This is a genomic window from Allobosea caraganae, from assembly GCF_003351345.1.
In the GTDB taxonomy this organism is placed as follows: Bacteria; Pseudomonadota; Alphaproteobacteria; order Rhizobiales; family Beijerinckiaceae; genus Allobosea; species Allobosea caraganae.
Map to the genome: position 1 here is coordinate 118,224 of NZ_QQTO01000022.1, position 19,518 is coordinate 137,741.

Annotated in this window: 18 protein-coding genes; 13 read left to right on the plus strand and 5 right to left on the minus strand. The window is 66.4% G+C overall.

What is annotated here, in order from left to right:
- The first annotated feature begins 153 nt into the window (after window positions 1-153).
- Window positions 154-1,458, plus strand: a complete 1,305-nt coding sequence (locus tag DWF00_RS16920) for a response regulator (RefSeq protein WP_114828901.1) — start codon at window positions 154-156, stop codon at window positions 1,456-1,458.
- Window positions 1,459-1,533: 75 nt separating this feature from the next.
- Here the strand turns inward: DWF00_RS16920 and DWF00_RS16925 are convergent, their stop codons facing one another.
- Window positions 1,534-2,475 carry a LysR family transcriptional regulator gene (locus DWF00_RS16925; RefSeq protein WP_114828902.1) on the minus strand — a complete coding sequence of 314 codons (942 nt, stop codon included), beginning with the start codon at window positions 2,473-2,475 and terminating at the stop codon, window positions 1,534-1,536.
- Between the two features lie 126 nt (window positions 2,476-2,601).
- Here DWF00_RS16925 and DWF00_RS16930 point away from each other — a divergent pair, with 126 nt between their 5' ends.
- Genes DWF00_RS16930 through nudC form a run of 6 tightly spaced genes read left to right on the plus strand, consistent with a single transcriptional unit; the run spans window position 2,602 to window position 7,904 of the window.
- Entirely contained in the window at window positions 2,602-4,098 is a 1,497-nt protein-coding gene (locus DWF00_RS16930) for a CoA-acylating methylmalonate-semialdehyde dehydrogenase (protein ID WP_114828903.1), read from the plus strand.
- Window positions 4,099-4,147: 49 nt separating this feature from the next.
- Window positions 4,148-4,411, plus strand: a complete 264-nt coding sequence (locus DWF00_RS16935; RefSeq protein WP_114828904.1) for a FitA-like ribbon-helix-helix domain-containing protein — start codon at window positions 4,148-4,150, stop codon at window positions 4,409-4,411.
- Window positions 4,408-4,830: a type II toxin-antitoxin system VapC family toxin gene (locus DWF00_RS16940; RefSeq protein ID WP_114828905.1), complete on the plus strand. Its 423-nt coding sequence runs from the start codon at window positions 4,408-4,410 to the stop codon at window positions 4,828-4,830. The genes DWF00_RS16935 and DWF00_RS16940 overlap by 4 nt, the downstream gene beginning before the upstream one ends.
- The gene (locus DWF00_RS16945) at window positions 4,827-5,981 is read left to right on the plus strand and encodes an isobutyryl-CoA dehydrogenase (protein ID WP_181832598.1); all 1,155 of its coding nucleotides are present in this window, start codon (window positions 4,827-4,829) and stop codon (window positions 5,979-5,981) included. Before DWF00_RS16940 ends, DWF00_RS16945 begins: the two co-directional genes overlap by 4 nt.
- A gap of 32 nt (window positions 5,982-6,013) precedes the next feature.
- A complete protein-coding gene (mmsB, locus tag DWF00_RS16950; RefSeq protein WP_114828907.1) occupies window positions 6,014-6,901 on the plus strand; it encodes a 3-hydroxyisobutyrate dehydrogenase in 888 nt (295 codons plus the stop codon).
- Window positions 6,902-6,944: 43 nt separating this feature from the next.
- Complete coding sequence (gene nudC / locus DWF00_RS16955; protein ID WP_114828908.1) at window positions 6,945-7,904, plus strand: NAD(+) diphosphatase; 960 nt, start codon at window positions 6,945-6,947, stop codon at window positions 7,902-7,904.
- Between the two features lie 163 nt (window positions 7,905-8,067).
- Here nudC and DWF00_RS16960 read toward each other — a convergent pair whose 3' ends face one another.
- Window positions 8,068-8,922, minus strand: a complete 855-nt coding sequence (locus DWF00_RS16960; protein ID WP_114828909.1) for a prephenate dehydratase — start codon at window positions 8,920-8,922, stop codon at window positions 8,068-8,070.
- Between the two features lie 6 nt (window positions 8,923-8,928).
- Entirely contained in the window at window positions 8,929-9,672 is a 744-nt protein-coding gene (locus tag DWF00_RS16965) for a 3-deoxy-manno-octulosonate cytidylyltransferase (RefSeq protein ID WP_114828910.1), read from the minus strand.
- Between the two features lie 201 nt (window positions 9,673-9,873).
- On the opposite strand from DWF00_RS16965, the gene DWF00_RS16970 reads away from it, so the two are divergent.
- The 6 genes from DWF00_RS16970 (at window position 9,874) to DWF00_RS16995 (ending at window position 17,583) form a co-directional block, all read left to right on the plus strand.
- On the plus strand, window positions 9,874-10,413 hold the full coding sequence (locus DWF00_RS16970; RefSeq protein ID WP_114828911.1) for a c-type cytochrome: 540 nt from the start codon (window positions 9,874-9,876) through the stop codon (window positions 10,411-10,413).
- A gap of 183 nt (window positions 10,414-10,596) precedes the next feature.
- Window positions 10,597-12,465 (plus strand): extracellular solute-binding protein, encoded by a 1,869-nt coding sequence (locus DWF00_RS16975; protein ID WP_245974015.1) that lies wholly within the window; start codon window positions 10,597-10,599, stop codon window positions 12,463-12,465.
- Window positions 12,466-12,471: 6 nt separating this feature from the next.
- Window positions 12,472-13,566: a microcin C ABC transporter permease YejB gene (locus tag DWF00_RS16980; protein WP_114828912.1), complete on the plus strand. Its 1,095-nt coding sequence runs from the start codon at window positions 12,472-12,474 to the stop codon at window positions 13,564-13,566.
- Window positions 13,567-13,608: 42 nt separating this feature from the next.
- On the plus strand, window positions 13,609-14,736 hold the full coding sequence (locus tag DWF00_RS16985) for an ABC transporter permease (protein ID WP_245974057.1): 1,128 nt from the start codon (window positions 13,609-13,611) through the stop codon (window positions 14,734-14,736).
- A complete protein-coding gene (locus DWF00_RS16990; RefSeq protein WP_114828914.1) occupies window positions 14,733-16,364 on the plus strand; it encodes an ABC transporter ATP-binding protein in 1,632 nt (543 codons plus the stop codon). Before DWF00_RS16985 ends, DWF00_RS16990 begins: the two co-directional genes overlap by 4 nt.
- A gap of 1 nt (window position 16,365) precedes the next feature.
- On the plus strand, window positions 16,366-17,583 hold the full coding sequence (locus tag DWF00_RS16995) for a phosphopentomutase (protein ID WP_114828915.1): 1,218 nt from the start codon (window positions 16,366-16,368) through the stop codon (window positions 17,581-17,583).
- 1 nt (window position 17,584) lies between these two features.
- On the opposite strand, the gene DWF00_RS17000 is transcribed toward DWF00_RS16995, so the two are convergent.
- The gene (locus DWF00_RS17000; RefSeq protein WP_114828916.1) at window positions 17,585-19,042 is read right to left on the minus strand and encodes a methyl-accepting chemotaxis protein; all 1,458 of its coding nucleotides are present in this window, start codon (window positions 19,040-19,042) and stop codon (window positions 17,585-17,587) included.
- On the minus strand, window positions 19,039-19,416 hold the full coding sequence (locus DWF00_RS17005; RefSeq protein WP_114828917.1) for a hypothetical protein: 378 nt from the start codon (window positions 19,414-19,416) through the stop codon (window positions 19,039-19,041). Before DWF00_RS17005 ends, DWF00_RS17000 begins: the two co-directional genes overlap by 4 nt.
- Window positions 19,417-19,518: the final 102 nt, after the last annotated feature.

Sequence of the window (19,518 nt, forward strand, 5' to 3'; positions counted from 1 at the left end):
AAACGGCGGGCAGTGACCTAAAGTTAATCCAGCCTTTACCGCGCTTGATCAGTTTCAACCGCGAGGGGAAGTCGCGTCATTTCCCGATGTTTGATTTGGCCTGCCGTCTCGACCGGACGAATTGCCAGTATGGTTCGTAAGGATCCTGCGTCGATGAAGTATCGTGCCGGCGTTCGCCGCAAATCCGAGTCGGTCACTGACGCGCGCAAGCTTCTCGTCGTCGAGGATTCGAAGACCTTTTCGAAGGCGCTGCACAAGCTTCTTTCCGACGAGATCGGCCTGCCCGTCATTGCCTGCGCCTCGCTGAACGAGTTGCACGAGGTGGTCACCGAGGAGCCCGACGTCTACGGCATCGCCGTGGTCGACCTCAACCTGCCGGACGCCCCCGACGGGGAAGCGATCGATTTCACGGTCCAGCGCGGCATCCCCACGATCGTCTTCACCGGGAGCTTCGATGTTCAGACACGCGCCAGGATCATGGAGCGCGACGTCATCGACTACGTCCTCAAGAACAACGAGTTCGCGCTGGAGACACTGGTCACCGCGGTGAAACGCGCCTTGACCAACCGCGACACGCGCATCCTCGTCGTCGACGACATGACCGTTGCGCGCAAGCATCTCGCCCGGATGCTGGCGATCCAGCAGTATTCCGTCATCGAGGCAGGCTCCGGCGCGGAGGCGCTGTCGCTACTGGCGGCCAACCCGGACGTCCAGATCGTGATCTCCGACTACAACATGCCGGACATCAACGGCTATGAGCTGACGCGCAAGATCCGCCGCATGCTCGCTCCCGACAAGGTGCGCGTGATCGGCGTCTCCTCGACGAACGACCTTGCCGTCTCCGCCGGCTTTCTGAAGGCCGGGGCCAACGACTTCATTTCCCGGCCCTTCATGCCCGAAGAGCTGCAATGCCGGATCGCGAACAATGCCGACACGCTGCTGCAGCTGAGGCAGCTGCAGGAACTGGCGGCCCGGGATCACCTCACCGGACTCTTCAACCGCCGGCACTTCTTCGAAAACGGCCCGGAGCTCATGAAGTCGGTGCAGGCGCGCCCGGTGAGCGCAGTCGCGATCCTCGACATCGACAACTTCAAGCAAATCAACGACACGCATGGCCACGGCGTCGGCGATCAGGCGCTCGAGCTGGTCGCGCGCTGCCTGGCGGATTCGGTCAAGGGGACCGGCAACCTGCTCGCGCGGCTCGGCGGCGAAGAGTTCGCCATCCTGTTTCCGGGAATGGACCCGGCCGCCGCGATGCGCTTTTGCGACCATATCCGGCTGGATATCTCGCACGCCGCCGTGCAGGTCGGGGCTGAGAGGCTCTCGGTCACGGCCTCGATCGGCGTTGCCGAGGCAGACGCAGCAGATAGCTTCGACCATTGCCTGCGCGCCGCGGACCAGGCGCTCTACGTGGCGAAGCAGCAGGGCCGGAACCGCGTCTGCCTGGCGGCCGCCTGACGCCGACAGACCCTAGGCTTTTGTTATTGCATCGGATTTTTCCGAAAACCGGATTCCACTTTTCGGTCCGATGCTCTAGCCGTCGACCAGAGCGAGGCGCAGAGCGGCCGTCGCAGACTGCTCGCCCATCAGCAGCGCCCGCGCAGCCTTCGACTCGCGCACGATGAAGTCGACGATGGCGCGGACACGGGCGACGTCCTTCAGGTCGGCATGGACCAAGAGCCAGAAGGAGCGCGTGATCGAGACGCGCTCCGGCAGAACCGGCACGAGCCTGTGCTCACCCTCGGCCATGAAATGGTGGATGATGCCGATGCCGGCGCCGGCGATGACCGCGTTCATCTGCGCGAGCACGCTCGAACTCTGGATCTGGGCGCGCAGGCCCTTGGCGACCTCATCGAGATAGTCGAGCTCGGGCGTGAAGATCAGGTCGTCGATATAGCCGACGATGCGATGGGCGAAGAGATCGTCTGGACCGGTGATCGCCGGCATCGCGTCGAGATAGTCCTGCGAGGCGTAGAGGCCGAGCCTGTAGTCGCAGAGCTTGCGGGCGACGACCTTGCCCTCCTTGGGCGGCGCCAGCGTGATCGCGACATCGGCCTCGCGTTTCGAGAGCGAGAGCAGGCGCGGCATCGCGATGAGCTGGAGTTCAAGCCCGGGATAGGCCGTGGCGAGCTTGGCGAGACGCGGCGCCAGAAAGGTGGTGCCGAAGCCATCGGGCGCGCCGATCCTGACCGTGCCGGCCAGCGCCATGTCGGCGCCGCCGATATCGCTCTGGATCGCCAACGCCTCGGTCTCCATGCTCTCGGCCTTGGCGAGCAGGCGCTCGCCATGCGCAGTCAGCGTGTAGCCCTGCGGCCGGCGCTCGAAGAGCTTGGCCTTGAGCGATTCCTCCAGCGAGGTGACGCGGCGCGAGACCGTGGCATGGTCGGCGCCGAGCCGCCGCGCCGCCGCCGTCAGCCGGCCCGAGCGCGCCACGGCGAGGAAGAAGCGCAGGTCGTCCCAGTCGAAGCGTTCCATGGCCGCCCTCTCCGGTATTTGCGTTTCCGCACGGCAGACAATCCGATATCGCTATAGCCGTGCGCAAACGTGAATGGTAGAGGAAGCTCAATTCACACCACCACAGCAATTGGTAGGGAGGTCGCGATGCGTCAGGTCGGGCATTTCATTGGCGGCAAGCACGTCGCGGGCACCTCCGGCCGCACGGCCGACATCTACCAGCCGATGGATGGCAGCGTCATCGGCAAGGTCGCGCTGGCTTCCCCTGCCGAGGTCCGCGCCGCAGTCGAGAACGCCGCCGCCGCCCAGCCGAAATGGGCCGCCGTCAACCCGCAGCGCCGCGCCCGCGTGCTGATGAAGTTCCTCGACCTGATCGCGCAGAACAACGAGGAACTCGCCGAGCTGCTCGCCCGCGAGCACGGCAAGACCATCGCCGACGCCAAGGGCGACATCCAGCGCGGCGTCGAGGTGGTCGAGTTCTCGCTCGGCGTGCCCAACCTGATGAAGGGCGAGTTCACCGACGGCGCCGGCCCGGGCATCGACATCTACTCGCTGCGCCAGCCGCTCGGCGTCTGCGCCGGCATCACCCCGTTCAACTTCCCGGCGATGATCCCGCTCTGGAAGCTCGGCCCGGCCATCGCCTGCGGCAACGCCTTCATCCTGAAGCCGTCCGAGCGCGATCCCGGCGTGCCGATGCGGCTGGCCGAGCTGTTCCTCGAGGCCGGCGGCCCTCCCGGCATCCTCAACGTCGTCAACGGCGACAAGGAGGCGGTCGACGCCATCCTCGACGACCCGGACGTCAAGGCGATCGGCTTCGTCGGCTCGACCCCGATCGCCGAGTACATCTACGCCCGCGGCTGCGCCAATGGTAAGCGCGTGCAGTGCTTCGGCGGCGCCAAGAATCACATGATCATCATGCCCGACGCCGACATGGACCAGGCGGTCGATGCGCTGATCGGCGCCGGCTACGGCTCGGCTGGCGAGCGCTGCATGGCGATCTCGGTCGCGGTCCCCGTCGGCAAGGCCACCGCCGACGAGCTGGTGAAGCGGCTGATCCCGCGCGTCGAGAGCCTGAAGATCGGCCCCTCGACCGATTCCTCGGCCGATTACGGCCCTGTCGTCACCAAGGCGGCGATGGAGAAGATCAAGGCTTACGTCGATCTCGGCATCGAGGAGGGCGCCAAGCTCGTCGTCGACGGCCGCGACTTCAAGATGCAGGGCTACGAGAACGGCTTCTATGTCGGCGGCTGCCTGTTCGACCATGTCACCAAGGACATGCGCATCTACAAGGAGGAGATCTTCGGCCCCGTGCTCGGCGTCCTGCGCGCTGAGAGCTATGACGAGGCGCTGAAGCTCACCAACGACCACGAATACGGCAACGGCACCGCGATCTTCACCCGCGACGGCGATGCGGCGCGCGACTTCGCCTCGAAGGTCCAGGTCGGCATGATCGGCATCAACGTGCCGATCCCGGTGCCGCTGGCCTACTACACCTTCGGCGGCTGGAAGCGCTCGGTGTTCGGCGACCTGAACCAGCACGGCCCGGATTCGATCCGCTTCTACACCAAGACCAAGACGGTGACGGCGCGCTGGCCGAGCGGCATCAAGGACGGCGCGAGCTTCGTCATCCCGACGATGGGTTGAGGCATGGCCACCTCCATGATATCATTATTGATATCATGGAGGCTCGATCATGGCACAGGTTCTGATCCGCAATATCGATGAGGAAACGATGGCCTCGCTGAAGCTGCGCGCCGAAATGAACGGCCGCTCGCTGGAGCAGGAGCTCAGGATCATCCTCAAGAGCGCAGCTCCATTGACCCCCGACGAATTGGTCGCGACATCTCGCCGCCTGAGAAGTGTCTTCGCCAAGGAGGATTTTGATATCGGCACCGCGATTCGCTGGGGTCGCGACGACGAATTCGAGGAGCTCGAGCAGGCTTTCGACCGGTCATGACGCATGTCATCGATGCCAGCGTCGCGGTACGGTGGACGATCGAGATGCCGCTCTCCGAGAAAGCGGAATTACTATTGCACAGGGGCCGCCCCCTCATTGCACCGGATTTCGTGATCGTCGAGGTCACCAACGTCCTGCTCATGAATATTCGAGACCGCGCCGACCGTGTTCAACGCGCGCTCGACGGTCTCGAATTCCTCCCTCGCTGGTTCGCACATTTGGAACCGGCGATCTGGCTGCGACACCGCGCGATGACCTACGCGATAGAACTTGAGCATTCAGCTTATGACTGCTTCTACCTTGCCTTGGCCGTGCGCGAGAACGCGCGGATGGTGACGACGGACGAGAAATTTATCCGCAAGGTCGAAGAATCCGACTACCGCAAGCATATCGTCCATCTCGCGGAATGGCAGCCATGACCGCCTTCTCCCTCAGCGAAGACCAGATCGCGATCCGTGACATGGCGGCGAGCTTCTCGGCCGAGACGCTCGCGCCCCATGCCGTGCGCTGGGACGAGGAGAAGCACTTCCCGGTCGAGGAGATGCGCCAGGCCGCGGCGCTCGGCATGGGCGGCATCTACATCACTGAGGATGTCGGCGGCTCAGGGCTTGGCCGGCTCGATGCGGCGCTGATCTTCGAGGCGCTGGCGATGGGCTGCCCGACGGTCGCAGCCTATATCTCGATCCACAACATGTGCGCCTGGATGATCGACCGCTACGGCGCGGACGAGCAGCGCAAGGCCTGGCTGCCCAAGCTGTGCTCGATGGAGCACCTGGCGAGCTATTGCCTGACCGAGCCGGGCGCTGGCTCCGACGCTGCCGCGCTGAAGACCAAGGCCGTGCGCGACGGCGACCACTACGTGCTCGACGGCCAGAAGCAGTTCATCTCCGGCGCCGGCGTCTCCGACATCTACGTCGTGATGGTGCGCACCGGCGAGGCCGGCCCCTCCGGCATCTCGACGCTCGTGGTCGAGAACGGCACGCCCGGCCTCTCCTTCGGCGCCAACGAGAAGAAGATGGGCTGGAACGCCCAGCCGACGCGGGCGGTGATCTTCGAGAACTGCCGCGTACCCGTCGCCAACCGGCTCGGGCCGGAGGGGATCGGCTTCAAGATCGCCATGGCCGGGCTGGATGGCGGCCGGCTCAACATCGGCGCCTGCTCGCTCGGCGGCGCGCAGGCCGCGTTCGACAAGGCGCTGGCCTATGCGCAGGAGCGCAAGGCCTTCGGCGCGCGCATCGCCGATTTCCAGGCGCTGCAGTTCAAGCTCGCCGACATGGCGACGGAACTGGAGATGGCGCGGACCTTCCTGTGGCGGGCGGCGTCCGCACTCGACGAGACGGCGCCGGATGCGACCAAGCTCTGCGCCATGGCCAAGCGCGTCGCCACCGATACCGGCTTCGAGGTCGCCAACCAGGCGCTGCAGATCCATGGCGGCTACGGCTACCTCGCCGATTACGGCATCGAGAAGATCGTCCGCGACCTGCGCGTGCACCAGATCCTGGAAGGCACGAACGAGGTGATGCGAATGATCGTGGCGCGTGGTTTGGTGGGGCGCGCCAAGGGCAACTGAACGTAACGACGACCGGCCGGGAGAGAACGACCATGACCAGCATCGCCTTCATCGGGCTCGGCAATATGGGGGCGCCGATGGCCGGCAACCTCGTCAAGGCGCAGCACAAGGTCGTCGCCTTCGATCTCGCCCAGGCTTCGATGGACGCCGCCGCCGAGCTTGGCGTCGGGCTCGCCACTTCGGCGCAGGACGCGGTCAAGGAGGCCGAGATCGTCGTCACCATGCTGCCGGCCGGCAAGCACGTTCTCTCCGTCTGGGCCGACATCCTGCCCAATGTGAAGCCCGGCACCTTGCTGATCGACTGCTCGACCATCGACGTCGACTCGGCCCGCAAGGCCCATGCGATGGCGGCCGAGCTGAGCTGCCTGTCGCTCGACGCGCCGGTCTCGGGCGGCGTCGGCGGCGCCAAGGGCGCGACGCTGACCTTCATGGTCGGCGGCTCGAACGACGCCTTCGCCAAGGGCGAGGAGATCCTTGCCCAGATGGGCCGGCGCGTCGTGCATTGCGGCCCGGCCGGCAATGGCCAGGTCGCCAAGATCTGCAACAACATGATCCTGGGCATCTCGATGATCGGGGTCTGCGAGGCCTTCGTGCTGGCCGAGAAGCTCGGCCTGTCGCATGAGGCGCTCTACGACGTCGCCTCGACCTCGTCGGGCCAGTGCTGGTCGCTGACGACCTATTGCCCGGTGCCCGGCCCGGTGCCGACCTCGCCGGCCAATAACGGCTACAAGGCCGGCTTCGCCTCGGCGCTGATGCTCAAGGACCTCAAGCTCTCGCAGGAGGCGGCGCAAGCGGCGGGCGCCGCGACGCCGCTCGGCGCGGCGGCGGCGCAGCTCTATGGCCTGCACAATGCCTGGGGCGAAGGCGCGGCGGATTTCTCCGGCATCATCCACCTGCTGCGCGGCCGCACGGAGGCGTGAGTCGCGCTTGCGCGGCAGGCTCGCGAAGGTCTAGGACGGGGCCATGAACGACGTCTCCCCACGCCACCGCGAACGCTCCGCCCTGACGGGCTTCGCCACCAGCAACCTCGACCGGAGGGCGGACCTGCGCGACAAGCCGGACGCCGTCCAGGCGCTGCGCCTGCGCTCGGATACGCGGCTCACCGTCGTCGCCGGCGATACGCCAGTGCTGAAGCGGCTGGGCGAGGAGACGCAGTCGGTCTGGTTCAGCCATTCCGAGAGCGAATTGCTTGGCCAAGGTTTCGAGGAGGTCTTCCTCGGGCTCGATCCGACTGGGGCGCCGCGCTTCGCCCGGCTGCTCGACAAGACGATGGTCGAGCCGCTGCGCGAGCGGCCGGAGCTGCTGCTCACCGACCTGCGCTCGGTCGCGTTGAAGCGCCTCGTGCCGAACGAGGAGCTCGGCCCGCTCGGCGAAGGCAAGGCGATGCTCGACTGGCATGCGCGCCACCGTTTCTGCGCGCAGTGCGGCGGCCCGACCAGGCTCGATTCGGCCGGCTGGAAGCGGCAATGCGATGCCTGCGGCGCCCAGCATTTCCCGCGCACCGACCCGGTCGTGATCATGCTCGCCGTGCGCGGCGACAAGTGCCTGCTGGCGCGGCAGTCGCGCTTCGCGCCAGGCATGTATTCCTGCATCGCCGGCTTCGTCGAGCCGGGCGAGACCTTTGAGGACGCCGTGCGCCGCGAGACCTGGGAGGAAGCGGGCCTGCGCGCCGGCACGGTGCGCTACATCGCCTCGCAGCCCTGGCCGTTCCCCGGTTCGCTGATGATCGGCTGCCTGGCTGAGTCGCTGAACGACGACATCGTGCTCGATGGCACCGAGCTGGAGGCCGGGCGCTGGTTCAGCCGCGAGGAGGCGCTCCAGATGCTGGAAGGCAAGCATCCCGAAGGCTTTACCAGCCCCCAGCATCTGGCGATCGCGAATACGATCCTGAAGGCTTGGGCGGTCGAAGGCGAAGAGCCATAGGGCTTTTGCCCTTCTCCCCTTGGGGGAGAAGGTGGCTCGGCGAAGCCGAGACGGATGAGGGAAGTCCCTCAACCGAAACAAGAAAAAGGGCCGCCTGCGCGACCCTTCCCTCATCCGTCGCCTGCGGCGACACCTTCTCCCCCGAGGGGAGAAGGAGGAGTGGCTACTCCCCCGCCTCGGCGAAATTCTCGCGGAACGGGTTCGCCGGGTAGACGCCCAAAACCTTCATCTCGCGCGAGAAGTAGTCCAGCTCGGTCAGCGCCCGCTTCAGGTCCGGGTCGTCCGGGTGGCCCTCGACGTCGCAATAGAACATCGTCGCCGAGAAATGGCCGTCGACCATGTAGCTTTCGAGCTTTGTCATGTTGATGCCGTTGGTGGCGAAGCCGCCGAGCGCCTTGTAAAGCGCAGCGGGGATGTTGCGGACGCGGAACATCAGCGTCGTCACGATCTTGGCCGAGCCCTGGCGGGCATATTCCGGATATTTCGAGAGCACGACGAAGCGCGTCGTGTTGTGCTTCTCGTCCTCGATATCCTCCATCAGGATGTTCAGCCCGTAGACCTCGGCCGCGATATGCGGCGCGATCGCGGCGCGGGTGACGTCCCCGGCCTCGGCGACCTGCCGGGCCGAGCCTGCCGTGTCGGCCGCGACCTCGGCCTTGAGGCCGAGCTTCTTGATGATCTTGCGGCACTGGCCCAGCGCATGGATGTGGCTCTGCACGGTCTTGAGCGTCGCCAGCGTCGCACCCTGCACCGCCATCAGGTGAAAGCGGATCGGCAGGAAATGCTCGCCGATGATGTGCAGGCCGGAGCGCGGCAGCAGGTGGTGGATGTCGGCGACGCGGCCGGCGATCGAGTTGTCGATCGGGATCATGCCATAGCGCGCCGAGCCATCACTGACGGCGGAGAGCGCGTCCTCGAAGGTGGCGCAGGGCAGCAATTCGCAATCGGGGAAGACCTGCAGGGCGGCCTGCGAGGAGAAGGCGCCGGGCTCGCCCTGGTAGGATACGATGACGGACATGAGGCTTTAGGCTCCGGCGCGGGACTTCAGGATGTCGCGGGCGCGTTCGAGGTCGTGCGGCGTGTCGACGCCGAGCGGCACGTCGTCGACCACGATGATGTCGATGCGCATGCCGTCCTCGACGGCGCGCAGCTGCTCCAGCCGCTCGCGCTTCTCCAACGGCGAGGGAGGCAGGCTGACGAAGCGGTCGAGCGCCTTCCGGCGATAGGTGTAGAGGCCGATATGGTGATAGAGCGGCCCCTCCCCGCCCGGCGCCGTCACCCTGGTAAAGTAGAGCGCGCGCATGCGGCCGGGCGCGACCTCGCTGCCGATCGCCTTGACGACGCTCGGCTCGTATTTCTCGTCCTCGCGGGTGATCACCGCGGCGAGCGTGACGATGTCGACTGCGGGGTCGGAGAGCGGCTCGACCGAGGCCGCGATCACCCGCGGGTCGATGGTCGGCAGGTCGCCCTGGACGTTGACGATGATGTCGTGGCGGCCCTCGGGATCGACGATATCGGCGGCTTCCTTGATCCGGTCGGAGCCGGTGTGGTGGTCGGCGCGGGTCAGCACGGCGCGGCCGCCGGCCTTCTCGACCGCCTCGACGATGCGCGGCTCGTCGGTCGCGACCACCGCCTCGCCGACGCCCGATTCCATCGCCCGGCGCCAGACATGCACGATCATCGGCTCGCCGAGGATGTCTGCGAGCGGCTTACCGGGCAGGCGCGTCGCCTGCATGCGGGCGGGGATCAGGATGAGCGGCTGGGACATGGGCTGGAAAGCTCGGCGGGCAGCGTCGCTGCGTTGCGACGGGAAGCGTCAAAAGGTCTCAAAGCGGAGGGTGCTTATACGAGTTGCAATCAAGCGCGCAAAGCGGTTAAGCAACGGCCGTGCGTCGGCGCTGTCAGGCTCCGGCCAGAGCGCTGTCCGCTTCGTGCGTCCCCGACGACGAGGCTCGAGGGTTTCGATGCGATGAATATCGAGCTGAACAAGATCGCTGGCGCGGGCCTCTCCACGCTGCTCGTGGTGATGAGCCTGAACATGATCGCCGGGATCGTCTTCGCGCCGCACAAGCCGGCCGTGCCGGGCTACGACCTGCCGAGCGAGGAGCCGGCCGGCGCCGCCGGTGCCGCCGCCCCGGCCGCCGACGAGCCGATCGAGGTGCGCCTCGCCAAGGCCGATCCGGCCAAGGGCGAGAAGGCCGTCGGCGCCTGCAAGGCCTGCCACACCTTCGAGAAGGGCGGCGCCAACAAGGTCGGCCCGCATCTCTACGGCGTCTACGGCCGCAACGAGGGTTCGGTCGACGGCTTCGGCTACTCGGCCGCGATGAAGGGCCGCAACGACAAGGTTTGGGAGGCCGATGGGCTCGACCACTTCCTAAAGGGCCCGAAGGCCTACGTTCCCGGCACCGCAATGGCCTTCGCCGGCATCAGCAAGGCCGACACCCGCGCCGACGTCATCGCCTATCTGAACACGCTCGCCGACGCGCCGAAGCCGCTGCCGAAGCCCTGATCGCTTCGCGCAGCGTCGATCCGACGCATCACGATCAAGCCAGGCCGGGCCGTTCAGCCCGGCTTTTGCTTGTCTGCGCCATGCTGCTGCCGCCAGGATAACGGCGAATCCCGCAATGACTGGCGTCGCCTGCCGCGTTCGACATAATCGGAGCGCGAATCAGGCGGTGGAGGACAAAGGAGCATGGCGATGCGCATCACCCGCCGCAGATTGCTGGAAGCCGGTGGCGTCGCCCTTGCGGGCGCAAGCCTGCCGCGGCTGAGCGGCCCGGCGCTGGCTCAGGCGGCCGAGGTGCATGGCCTCTCGACCTTCGGCGAGCTGGCGCTGCCGCCCGACTTTCCGCATTTCGCTTATGTAAATCCCAAGGCGCCGAAGGGTGGCTACATCACGCTTCAGATCAGGAGCGGGAGCGGCAACCAGACCTTCGACACGTTCAACACCCTGAACATCTATGTTCTGCAAGGCGACGGCGCGGCCGGCATGGATGCCTGCTTCGACAGTCTGATGGCCGGCTCCGGCGACGAGCCCGGCGCACTCTACGGGCTTCTGGCCAAGAGCGTCGCAATCTCGCCGGACAAGCTGACCTATCGCTTCCGGCTGCGCCCCGAGGCCAGGTTCCACGACGGCAGCAGAGTGACGGCGGCCGACGTCGCCTTCTCGATGACCATCCTCAAGACGAAGGGCCACCCCTCCTACCGGCTGATACTGAACGAGCTGGTCTCGGCCACCGCCGAGGGCGAGGAGATCGTCGTGGTGCAGCTCTCGCCGAAGCGGGGCCGCGACCTGCACCTCATCGTCGCGGGGTTGCCGGTGTTCTCGGAGGCATACTGGTCGACCCGCAACTTCGAGGCCTCGACCCTGGAACCGCCGCTAGGCTCGGGCCCCTACAAGGTCGGGCGCTTCGAGCAGGGCCGCTTCATCGAGTTCGAGCGCCTCCCGGACTATTGGGGCCGGGATCTGCCGGTGAATATCGGCACGAACAATTTCGACCGGTGGCGTTGGGAGTATTTCCGCGATCGGCAGGTCGCGTTCGAAGCATTCAAGGCCGGCATCATCACCTTCCAGGAGGAATACACCTCGCGCATCTGGGCGACGGGCTACGATTTCCCCGCCATCAACGAAGGCAAGGTCAAGAAGGAATCGCTGCCGAGCACAGCGCCGACACGCTCGCAGGGCTGGTACTTCAATCTGCGCCGCGACGCCTTCAAGGACATCCGCATCCGCGACGCCCTGAACCTCTGCTTCGACTTCGAGTGGACGAACAAAAACATCATCTTCGGCTCCTACACACGCATGACGTCGTTCTTCGAGAACTCGGATTCGAAGGCGGCCGGCAAGCCGTCCCCCGAGGAACTCAAGCTGCTCGAGCCATTCCGCGGCAAGGTGCCAGACGAAGTCTTCGGCGACCCTTGGCTGCCGCCGGTCAGCGACGGCTCCGGCAGCGACCGCGCCCTGCTGCGCAAGGCCGACGAACTCTTCCGCGCCGCTGGCTGCAAGCGCGAGGGCAATGTGCTGAAGCTGCCCGACGGCAAGCCCTTCGAGATCGAGTTCCTCGACTTCTCGGCAGCTCTGCAACCGCATACCCAGCCATTCCAGGCCAATCTGAAGCGACTTGGCATCAATGCGACCTCGCGCATCGTCGATGCCGCGCAGTATCAGCGCCGGCTCCAGGAATTCGACTTCGACATTGCCAGCATGGCGCTGGGCGGAAGCTCCATCCCGAGCGACACGCTGCGCATCATCTACGGCTCAGAAGCCGCAAAGACGCGCGGCTCGCGCAATGTCGTCGGCATCGCCGACCCCGCCATCGACGCGATGATCGAGCGCATCGGCCAGGCGCAGAGCTATGCCGAGGTCGTGGTCGCGGCCAAGTGCCTGGACCGGCTGCTCAGGGCCGGGCGCTACTGGATCCCGATGTGGTGGAACCCGAACGAGTGGCTCGCCTTCTGGGACATGTTCGACCGGCCGCAGACCAAGCCGAAATACTCCTCCGGCGCACCAGGCATCTGGTGGTACGATGCCGAGAAGGCCAAGCGGATCGGAAAGGCTTAACCCAGCATGCTGAGCTACATCGCCCGGCGCCTGGGGCTGATGGTGCCGACCCTGTTCGGCATCCTGCTGATCTCCTTCACCATCGTGCAGTTCGCGCCGGGAGGCCCGGTCGAGCGCGTGATCGCGCAGTTGCAGGGCCAGGGCGGCAATGCCACCGACCGCGTCGGCGGCGGCACGGGCGGCGATGCCGGAGCGCAGACGGGAGGCGATTCCAACTCGGCCTATCGCGGCGCGCAGGGGCTCGACCCCGCCTTCATCAAGGAGCTGGAGAAGCAGTTCGGCTTCGACAAGCCGGCGCCCGAGCGCTTCCTCAAGATGCTCAACGACTATATCCGCTTCGATTTCGGCCGCTCCTATTTCCGCGACGCGCCCGTATTGCAACTGATCAAGGAGAAGCTGCCGGTCTCGATCTCGCTGGGACTGTGGATGACCCTGCTCTCCTATGCAATCTCGATCCCGCTCGGCATCCGCAAGGCGGTGAAGGACGGCTCGCGCTTCGACGTCTGGACGAGCGGCGTCGTCATCGTCGGCTATGCGATCCCGGGCTTCCTCTTCGCGATCCTGCTGGTCGTGCTCTTCGCCGGCGGCTCGTTCTGGCAGATATTCCCACTGCGGGGCCTCTATTCGGAGAACTGGAGCGATCTCAGCCTCTTCGGCAAGGTCGCCGACTATCTCTGGCACATCGCCTTGCCGATCACGGCGATGGCGCTGGGCGCCTTCGCCACCTCGACGCTGCTGACCAAAAACTCGTTCCTCGACGAGATCCGCAAGCAATACGTGCTGACCGCCCGCATGAAGGGCCTGTCCGAGCGCGGCGTGCTCTACGGCCATGTCTTCCGCAACGCGATGCTGATCGTCATCGCCGGCTTCCCCGGCGCCTTCGTGCACGCGCTCTTCACCGGCTCGCTGCTGATCGAGACGATCTTCTCACTCGACGGGCTCGGCCTCCTCTCCTTCGAATCGATCGTCAACCGCGACTATCCGGTGGTCTTCGCCAATCTCTACATCTTCTCGCTGATCGGCCTCATCGTGCACCTCATCACCGACCTGACCTATACCTGGGTCGACCCGCGCATCGATTTCGACACGCGGGAGGCCTGAGGCATGGAGACGCTGATCGACCTGCCGCCGCCGGCAACGAGGATGGTGCTGGCTCCGCCGGAAGCTAAGCAAGGCTGGCTCAAGCTCTCGCCGATCAACCGGCGCCGGCTCGACAACTTCAAGGCGAACAAGCGCGGCTGGTGGTCGCTCTGGCTCTTCCTCGCCCTGTTCGTGCTCTCGCTCTTCGCGGAGCTCATCGCCAATGATCGCCCGCTCATCGTCCGCTACAAGGGCGAGTGGCTGTTTCCGGTCGCGGTGAACTATCCCGAGGAGAAGTTCGGCGGCTTCTACGCCAATACCGACTACCGTGACCCGACGATCGCCAAGGAGATCGACGCCAACGGCTTCGCGCTCTGGCCGCTGATCCGCTACTCCTACAACACCAATAACCGCGACACGCCCACGCCACTGCCGGCGCCGCCGACCTGGCTGCTCAAGGACGAGCAGTGCCGGCCGATCGCCGAGCGCAGCGGCGGCATGACCTGCCGCGACATCGAGTGGAACTGGCTCGGCACCGACGACCAGGGCCGCGACGTGGTCGCGCGGCTGATCTACGGCTTCCGCATCTCGATCCTGTTCGGGCTGATCCTGGCGACGATCTCGTCGGTGATCGGCATCGCCGCCGGCGCGATCCAGGGCTATTTCGGCGGCTGGACCGACCTGATCTTCCAGCGCGTCATCGAGATCTGGACCGCGATCCCGGCGCTCTATCTGCTGATCATCGTCGCCGCGATCATCACGCCGAGCTTCTTCGTGCTGCTCGGCATCCTCCTGCTGTTCTCCTGGGTGGCGCTGGTCGGCGTGGTCCGAGCCGAGTTCCTGCGGGCGCGCAACTTCGAATATGTCCGGGCGGCGCGCGCGCTCGGCCTCTCCAACCGCAAGATCATGGTCAAGCACCTGCTGCCCAACGCCATGGTGGCGACGCTGACCTTCCTGCCCTTCATCCTGAACGGCTCGATCACCACCCTGACTTCGCTCGACTTCCTCGGCTTCGGCCTGCCGCCCGGTTCGCCCTCGCTTGGCGAATTGCTGGCCCAGGGCAAGGCGAACCTGCAGGCGCCCTGGCTAGGGCTCTCCGGCTTCCTGGTGATCGCGCTGATGCTGTCGCTGCTGATCTTCATCGGCGAGGCGGTTCGGGATGCGTTCGACCCACGAAAGACGTTTGCGTGACCGCCCCCCTCCTCTCCGTCGAAGACCTCTCCGTCGCCTTCCGCCAGGGCGGCAAGGAGACGCTCGCCGTCGACAAGGTCTCGTTCCAGGTCGCCAAGGGCGAGACGCTGGCGATCGTCGGCGAGTCCGGCTCGGGCAAGTCGGTCTCGGCGCTCTCGATCCTGAAGCTGCTGAACTACCCGGCCGCGCATCACCCGTCGGGCAAGATCATGTTCAAGGGCCAGGACCTGATCGCCGCCGACGAGGACGCGATGCGCAAGGTGCGCGGCAACGACATCACCATGGTGTTCCAGGAGCCGATGACCTCGTTGAACCCGCTGCACACGATCGTGCAGCAGATCGGCGAGATCCTGGAGCTGCACAAGGGCCTGCGCGGCGAGGCGGCGCTCATGCAACGCGTGACCGAGCTGCTCGAACTCGTCGGCATCCGCGACGCCAGGAGCCGGCTCAGGGCCTACCCGCACCAGCTTTCCGGCGGCCAACGCCAGCGCGTGATGATCGCGATGGCGCTCGCCAATGAGCCGGACCTGCTGATCGCCGACGAGCCGACGACGGCGCTCGACGTCACCGTGCAGGCGCAGATCCTGACCCTGCTCAAGGAGCTGCAGAGCCGGCTGGGCATGGCGATGCTGTTCATCACCCATGACCTCGGCATCGTCAGGCGCATCGCCGACCGGGTCTGCGTGATGCTGAAGGGCAAGATCGTCGAGCAGGGGCCGGTGGCCGAGATATTCGGCAACCCGCAGCACGCCTATACCAGGCGCCTGCTCGCGGCCGAGCCGAAGGGCCGGCCCGAGCCGGTGGCGGAAGGCGCCGCGACTTTGCTGGAAGCCGGGCCGATGAAGATCTGGTTCCCGATCAAGACCGGTTTCCTGCGCCGCACCACCGGCCATGTGAAGGCGGTGGATGGCATCTCGATCAAGGTGCGCGAGGGCGAGACGCTCGGCGTCGTCGGCGAGTCCGGCTCCGGCAAGACCACGCTCGGCCTCGCCATCCTCCGCCTGATCTCCTCGGAAGGGCCGATCGTCTTCCTCGGCGACCGCATCGACGGGCTGTCGAGCAAGGCGGTCCGGCCGAAGCGGCGGGACCTGCAGGTCGTCTTCCAGGACCCCTACGGCTCGCTCTCGCCGCGCATGTCGGTCGCCGACATCGTCGAAGAAGGGCTGACCGTCCAGAACAAGGGCCAGAGCTATGCCCAGCGCCGGGAGGTCGTGGCGCAGGCGCTGGCCGATGTCGGGCTCGACCCCGCCGCGATGGACCGCTATCCGCACGAGTTCTCCGGCGGCCAGCGCCAGCGCATCGCGATCGCCCGCGCCATGGCGCTCAACCCGAAATTCGTCGTGCTGGACGAGCCGACCTCGGCGCTCGACATGTCCGTGCAGGCGCAGATCGTCGAGCTGCTGCGCGAGCTCCAGGCGAGGCGCAAGCTCGGCTACCTCTTCATCAGCCACGACCTCAAGGTGGTCAGGGCGCTGTCGCACCGGGTCGTGGTGATGCAGAACGGCAAGGTCGTCGAAGAAGGCCCGGCGGAAGAGATCTTCGCCCGGCCGCGCGAGGCCTATACGCAGGCGCTGCTGGCGGCAGCGCTCAACCTCGAGCCGGCGGGTGCTGCCGCCGTGAAGGATTGAGATGGCCCGCGCCATCCTGATCGTGCTCGATTCCGTCGGCTGCGGCGCGGCGGAGGACGCGGCCTCCTATGGCGACGAAGGCTCCGACACGCTCGGCCATATCGCCGAGGCCTGCGCCGCCGGCAAGGCCGACCGCGACGGGTTGCGCCAGGGACCGCTGCGCCTGCCCAACCTTGCCCGGCTCGGCCTCGCCCATGCCTCGGAGGCGTCGACCGGCAAGCCTCTCGCCGGCGTCGCCAAACCCGCGGCCCCGGCGGGGCAACACGGCTATGGCGTCGAGACCAGCCAGGGCAAGGACACGCCCTCGGGCCACTGGGAAATCGCCGGCTGCCCGGTTCCGTTCAAATGGGGCTATTTCACCGCGCTGGAGAACTCATTCCCGCCGGAGCTGGTCGCGGCGATGATCCGCGAAGGCGAGCTTCCCGGCATCCTCGGCAACAGGCACGCCTCCGGCACTGCGATCATCGACGAGTTGGCGCAGGAGCACATCCGGACGGGCAAGCCGATCTGCTACACCTCGGTCGACTCGGTGCTTCAGATCGCAGCGCATGAACAGCATTTCGGGCTGGAGCGGCTCTACGAGCTCTGCCGCAGGACGCGTGTGCTGGTCGATCCTCTCAGGATCGGCCGCGTCATCGCCCGCCCCTTCGTCGGCTTGCCGGAGACTGGTTTCACGCGCACCGGCAACCGCAAGGATTTTGCGATCCCGCCGCCGAACGAGACCATCCTCGACCGGCTCGCGGCGCAGGGCCGCAGCGTGACCACCGTCGGCAAGATCGGCGACATCTTCGCCCACCGCAATACCGGCGAGGAGATCAAGCCGTTCGGCAACGCGGCGATGTTCGAGGCTGCGGTCGCGGCCTTCGAGCGCCTGCCCGAGGGCGGCTTCTGCTTCCTCAACCTCGTCGATTTCGACACCGAGTTCGGCCATCGCCGCGACGTGCCGGGCTATGCCGCGGCGCTGGAAGCCTTCGACGCCATGCTGCCGAAGCTCGAAGCGAAACTACGGCCGGGCGACCTCGCCATCATCACGGCCGACCATGGCAACGACCCGACCTGGCGCGGCACCGACCATACCCGCGAGCACGTTCCGATCCTCGCCTTCGGGCCCGGCATCGGTGGTGGTGCGATCGGCCGGCGCGAGAGCTTCAGCGACATCGCCGCGACGATCGGCCAGTGGCTCGGCGTCGGAGCCATGGGACCCGGCCGGGCCTGGTAGGTCAGGCCACGGCGACCCGCCCGCAGAAGGCAGCGACCTCACGGCGAATGCTGTGAGCCTGCGTGGCGAGCGCATCGGCGGCGCTTTGCAGATGCTCGGCGGCGCCATGAGTCCGCACGGTCATGACCTCGAAATGATCGACGACGCCGGCGCTGCGCCGCGCCCCTTCGAAGGAAAGCTGCACCTGGCGGGCGATCTCCGAGGTCGCCTCGCCCTGCTCGTGGACTGCGACGGAGATCGCCTCCGAAACGCGCTCGACCTCGCCCACCGACGCGACGATGTCGCGGATCGCCTTCAGCGAGCGCTGCGACGCCATCTGCATCGCCCCGATCTGCTGGGAGACCTCCTCGGTCGCCTTCGCCGTCTGGGCCGACAGCGTCTTGACCTCGCTGGCGACCACGGCGAAGCCGCGGCCCATCTCGCCGGCCCGAGCCGCCTCGATCGTCGCATTGAGCGCGAGCATGCTGGTCTGCGCGGCGATGCCGCGGATGATCTCGACCACGGTCCCGACATTCTCGCTGCTATGGACGAGATGCTCGAGCTCACCGCTGGCGTGGCGGGCGAGTTCCGCCGCAGCCTTTGAGCCCTCGGCAGAGTAGGAAACGTTGCGGCCGATCTCACCGATCGAGGCAGCAAGTTCGTTGCTGGCGGCAGCAAGGTGATCAATGCCCTGCATCGTCGTGTCCGTGGCGTTCGAAACCAGAGCCGTCTGCTGGCGGACCTGATCGGAGGTACCGGTCAGTTCGCGCGAGCCGCTCTGCATGGCTTCGGCGGAGCGGTCGAGCACCGCCATGGCATCTTCCATCTGAGCGCGGAAGCTGGCGACGACACCGCGCAGCATCTCCGCGCGCACGCCCAGCTCATCCGCAAGCCGCCGCTCGCGTTCGCCCGCGACGCGTTCACGCTCGGCAACGTCCTGAGCCCGCGACAGGCTCTCCGCGTTCATGGCGAACATGCGCGCCATCACGACGGCGATGACGGTCAGGAAGGACGTCTCGACGATCACGATGACGGCGTGGAGCAGCACGCGCAGCAGGCTGCCGCCCTGGTAGAAGACGGCCGAAGGCAGGAGATATTGCAAGGCGAGATGGTGCAGCGCCGTCAGGCCGGCACCCATGACTATGGGCCGCCAGTCGCAGAAACCGGCAAGCAGAGCCAGCACCGCGAAATAATACATGTGCATGTCCGGCTGCCAGGGATGGCCGGCGAAGCCGTAGACCAGCATCGAGACCTGGCCGATCAGCACGACGGCGATCGAGAGCCGCGTGACGGGAGCGGCTCCAAAGCGGGCGTAGAGAAGCAACGCCCCCGCGGCCAGAAGGAAGGCGAATGCCGCCGGCAGCAGGCTGCTATCCGCCCGCAACCACGTGCAGAGCGCCAGCAGCGGAACATGCGCGAAGGCGAGCCCGATCAGCGCGCACGCAACGCCACGACGAACGTCGACCAGGTTCCAGTTCACGACGATGCTTCCCTTGGCGAGGCGGTATCCAGGCAACCCGCGAGCCCGGCCAGCCCGAGCATGAGCCACGCTCCCTCGGGCCTGGACGGCCTGATCGCATCAGCTGCGAGCGGGGCGACGATGACGATGAAGGGCGAGGCGCCGCTGCGAAGAACGGCGTGCCCCGCGGCAAGACTGCGCGCGACCGCCTCATCCTTCGAGAGCCATGGCGGGTAGACCAGGGCGATCGGCCGCCCCGGCGTCTCCTCGCCGGGCAGGCTGGCGACGGCTCCGACGAATGCCGTGAGCGAGATGCCCGCGACGATCAGACCATCCCGAAGGTAACGGGCAAGACTTCGTGTCTGAATGGTCGCTTGTAAGCATCGAGCCGGCATGGGACCGCTATTTTCCCGAAATGCCAGGCTGGTCGCACGGCCTTCAACGACTTGGAGGATTTCTGTAAAATTTTACTTAAACCCGAATTCCGTTTCGTAATC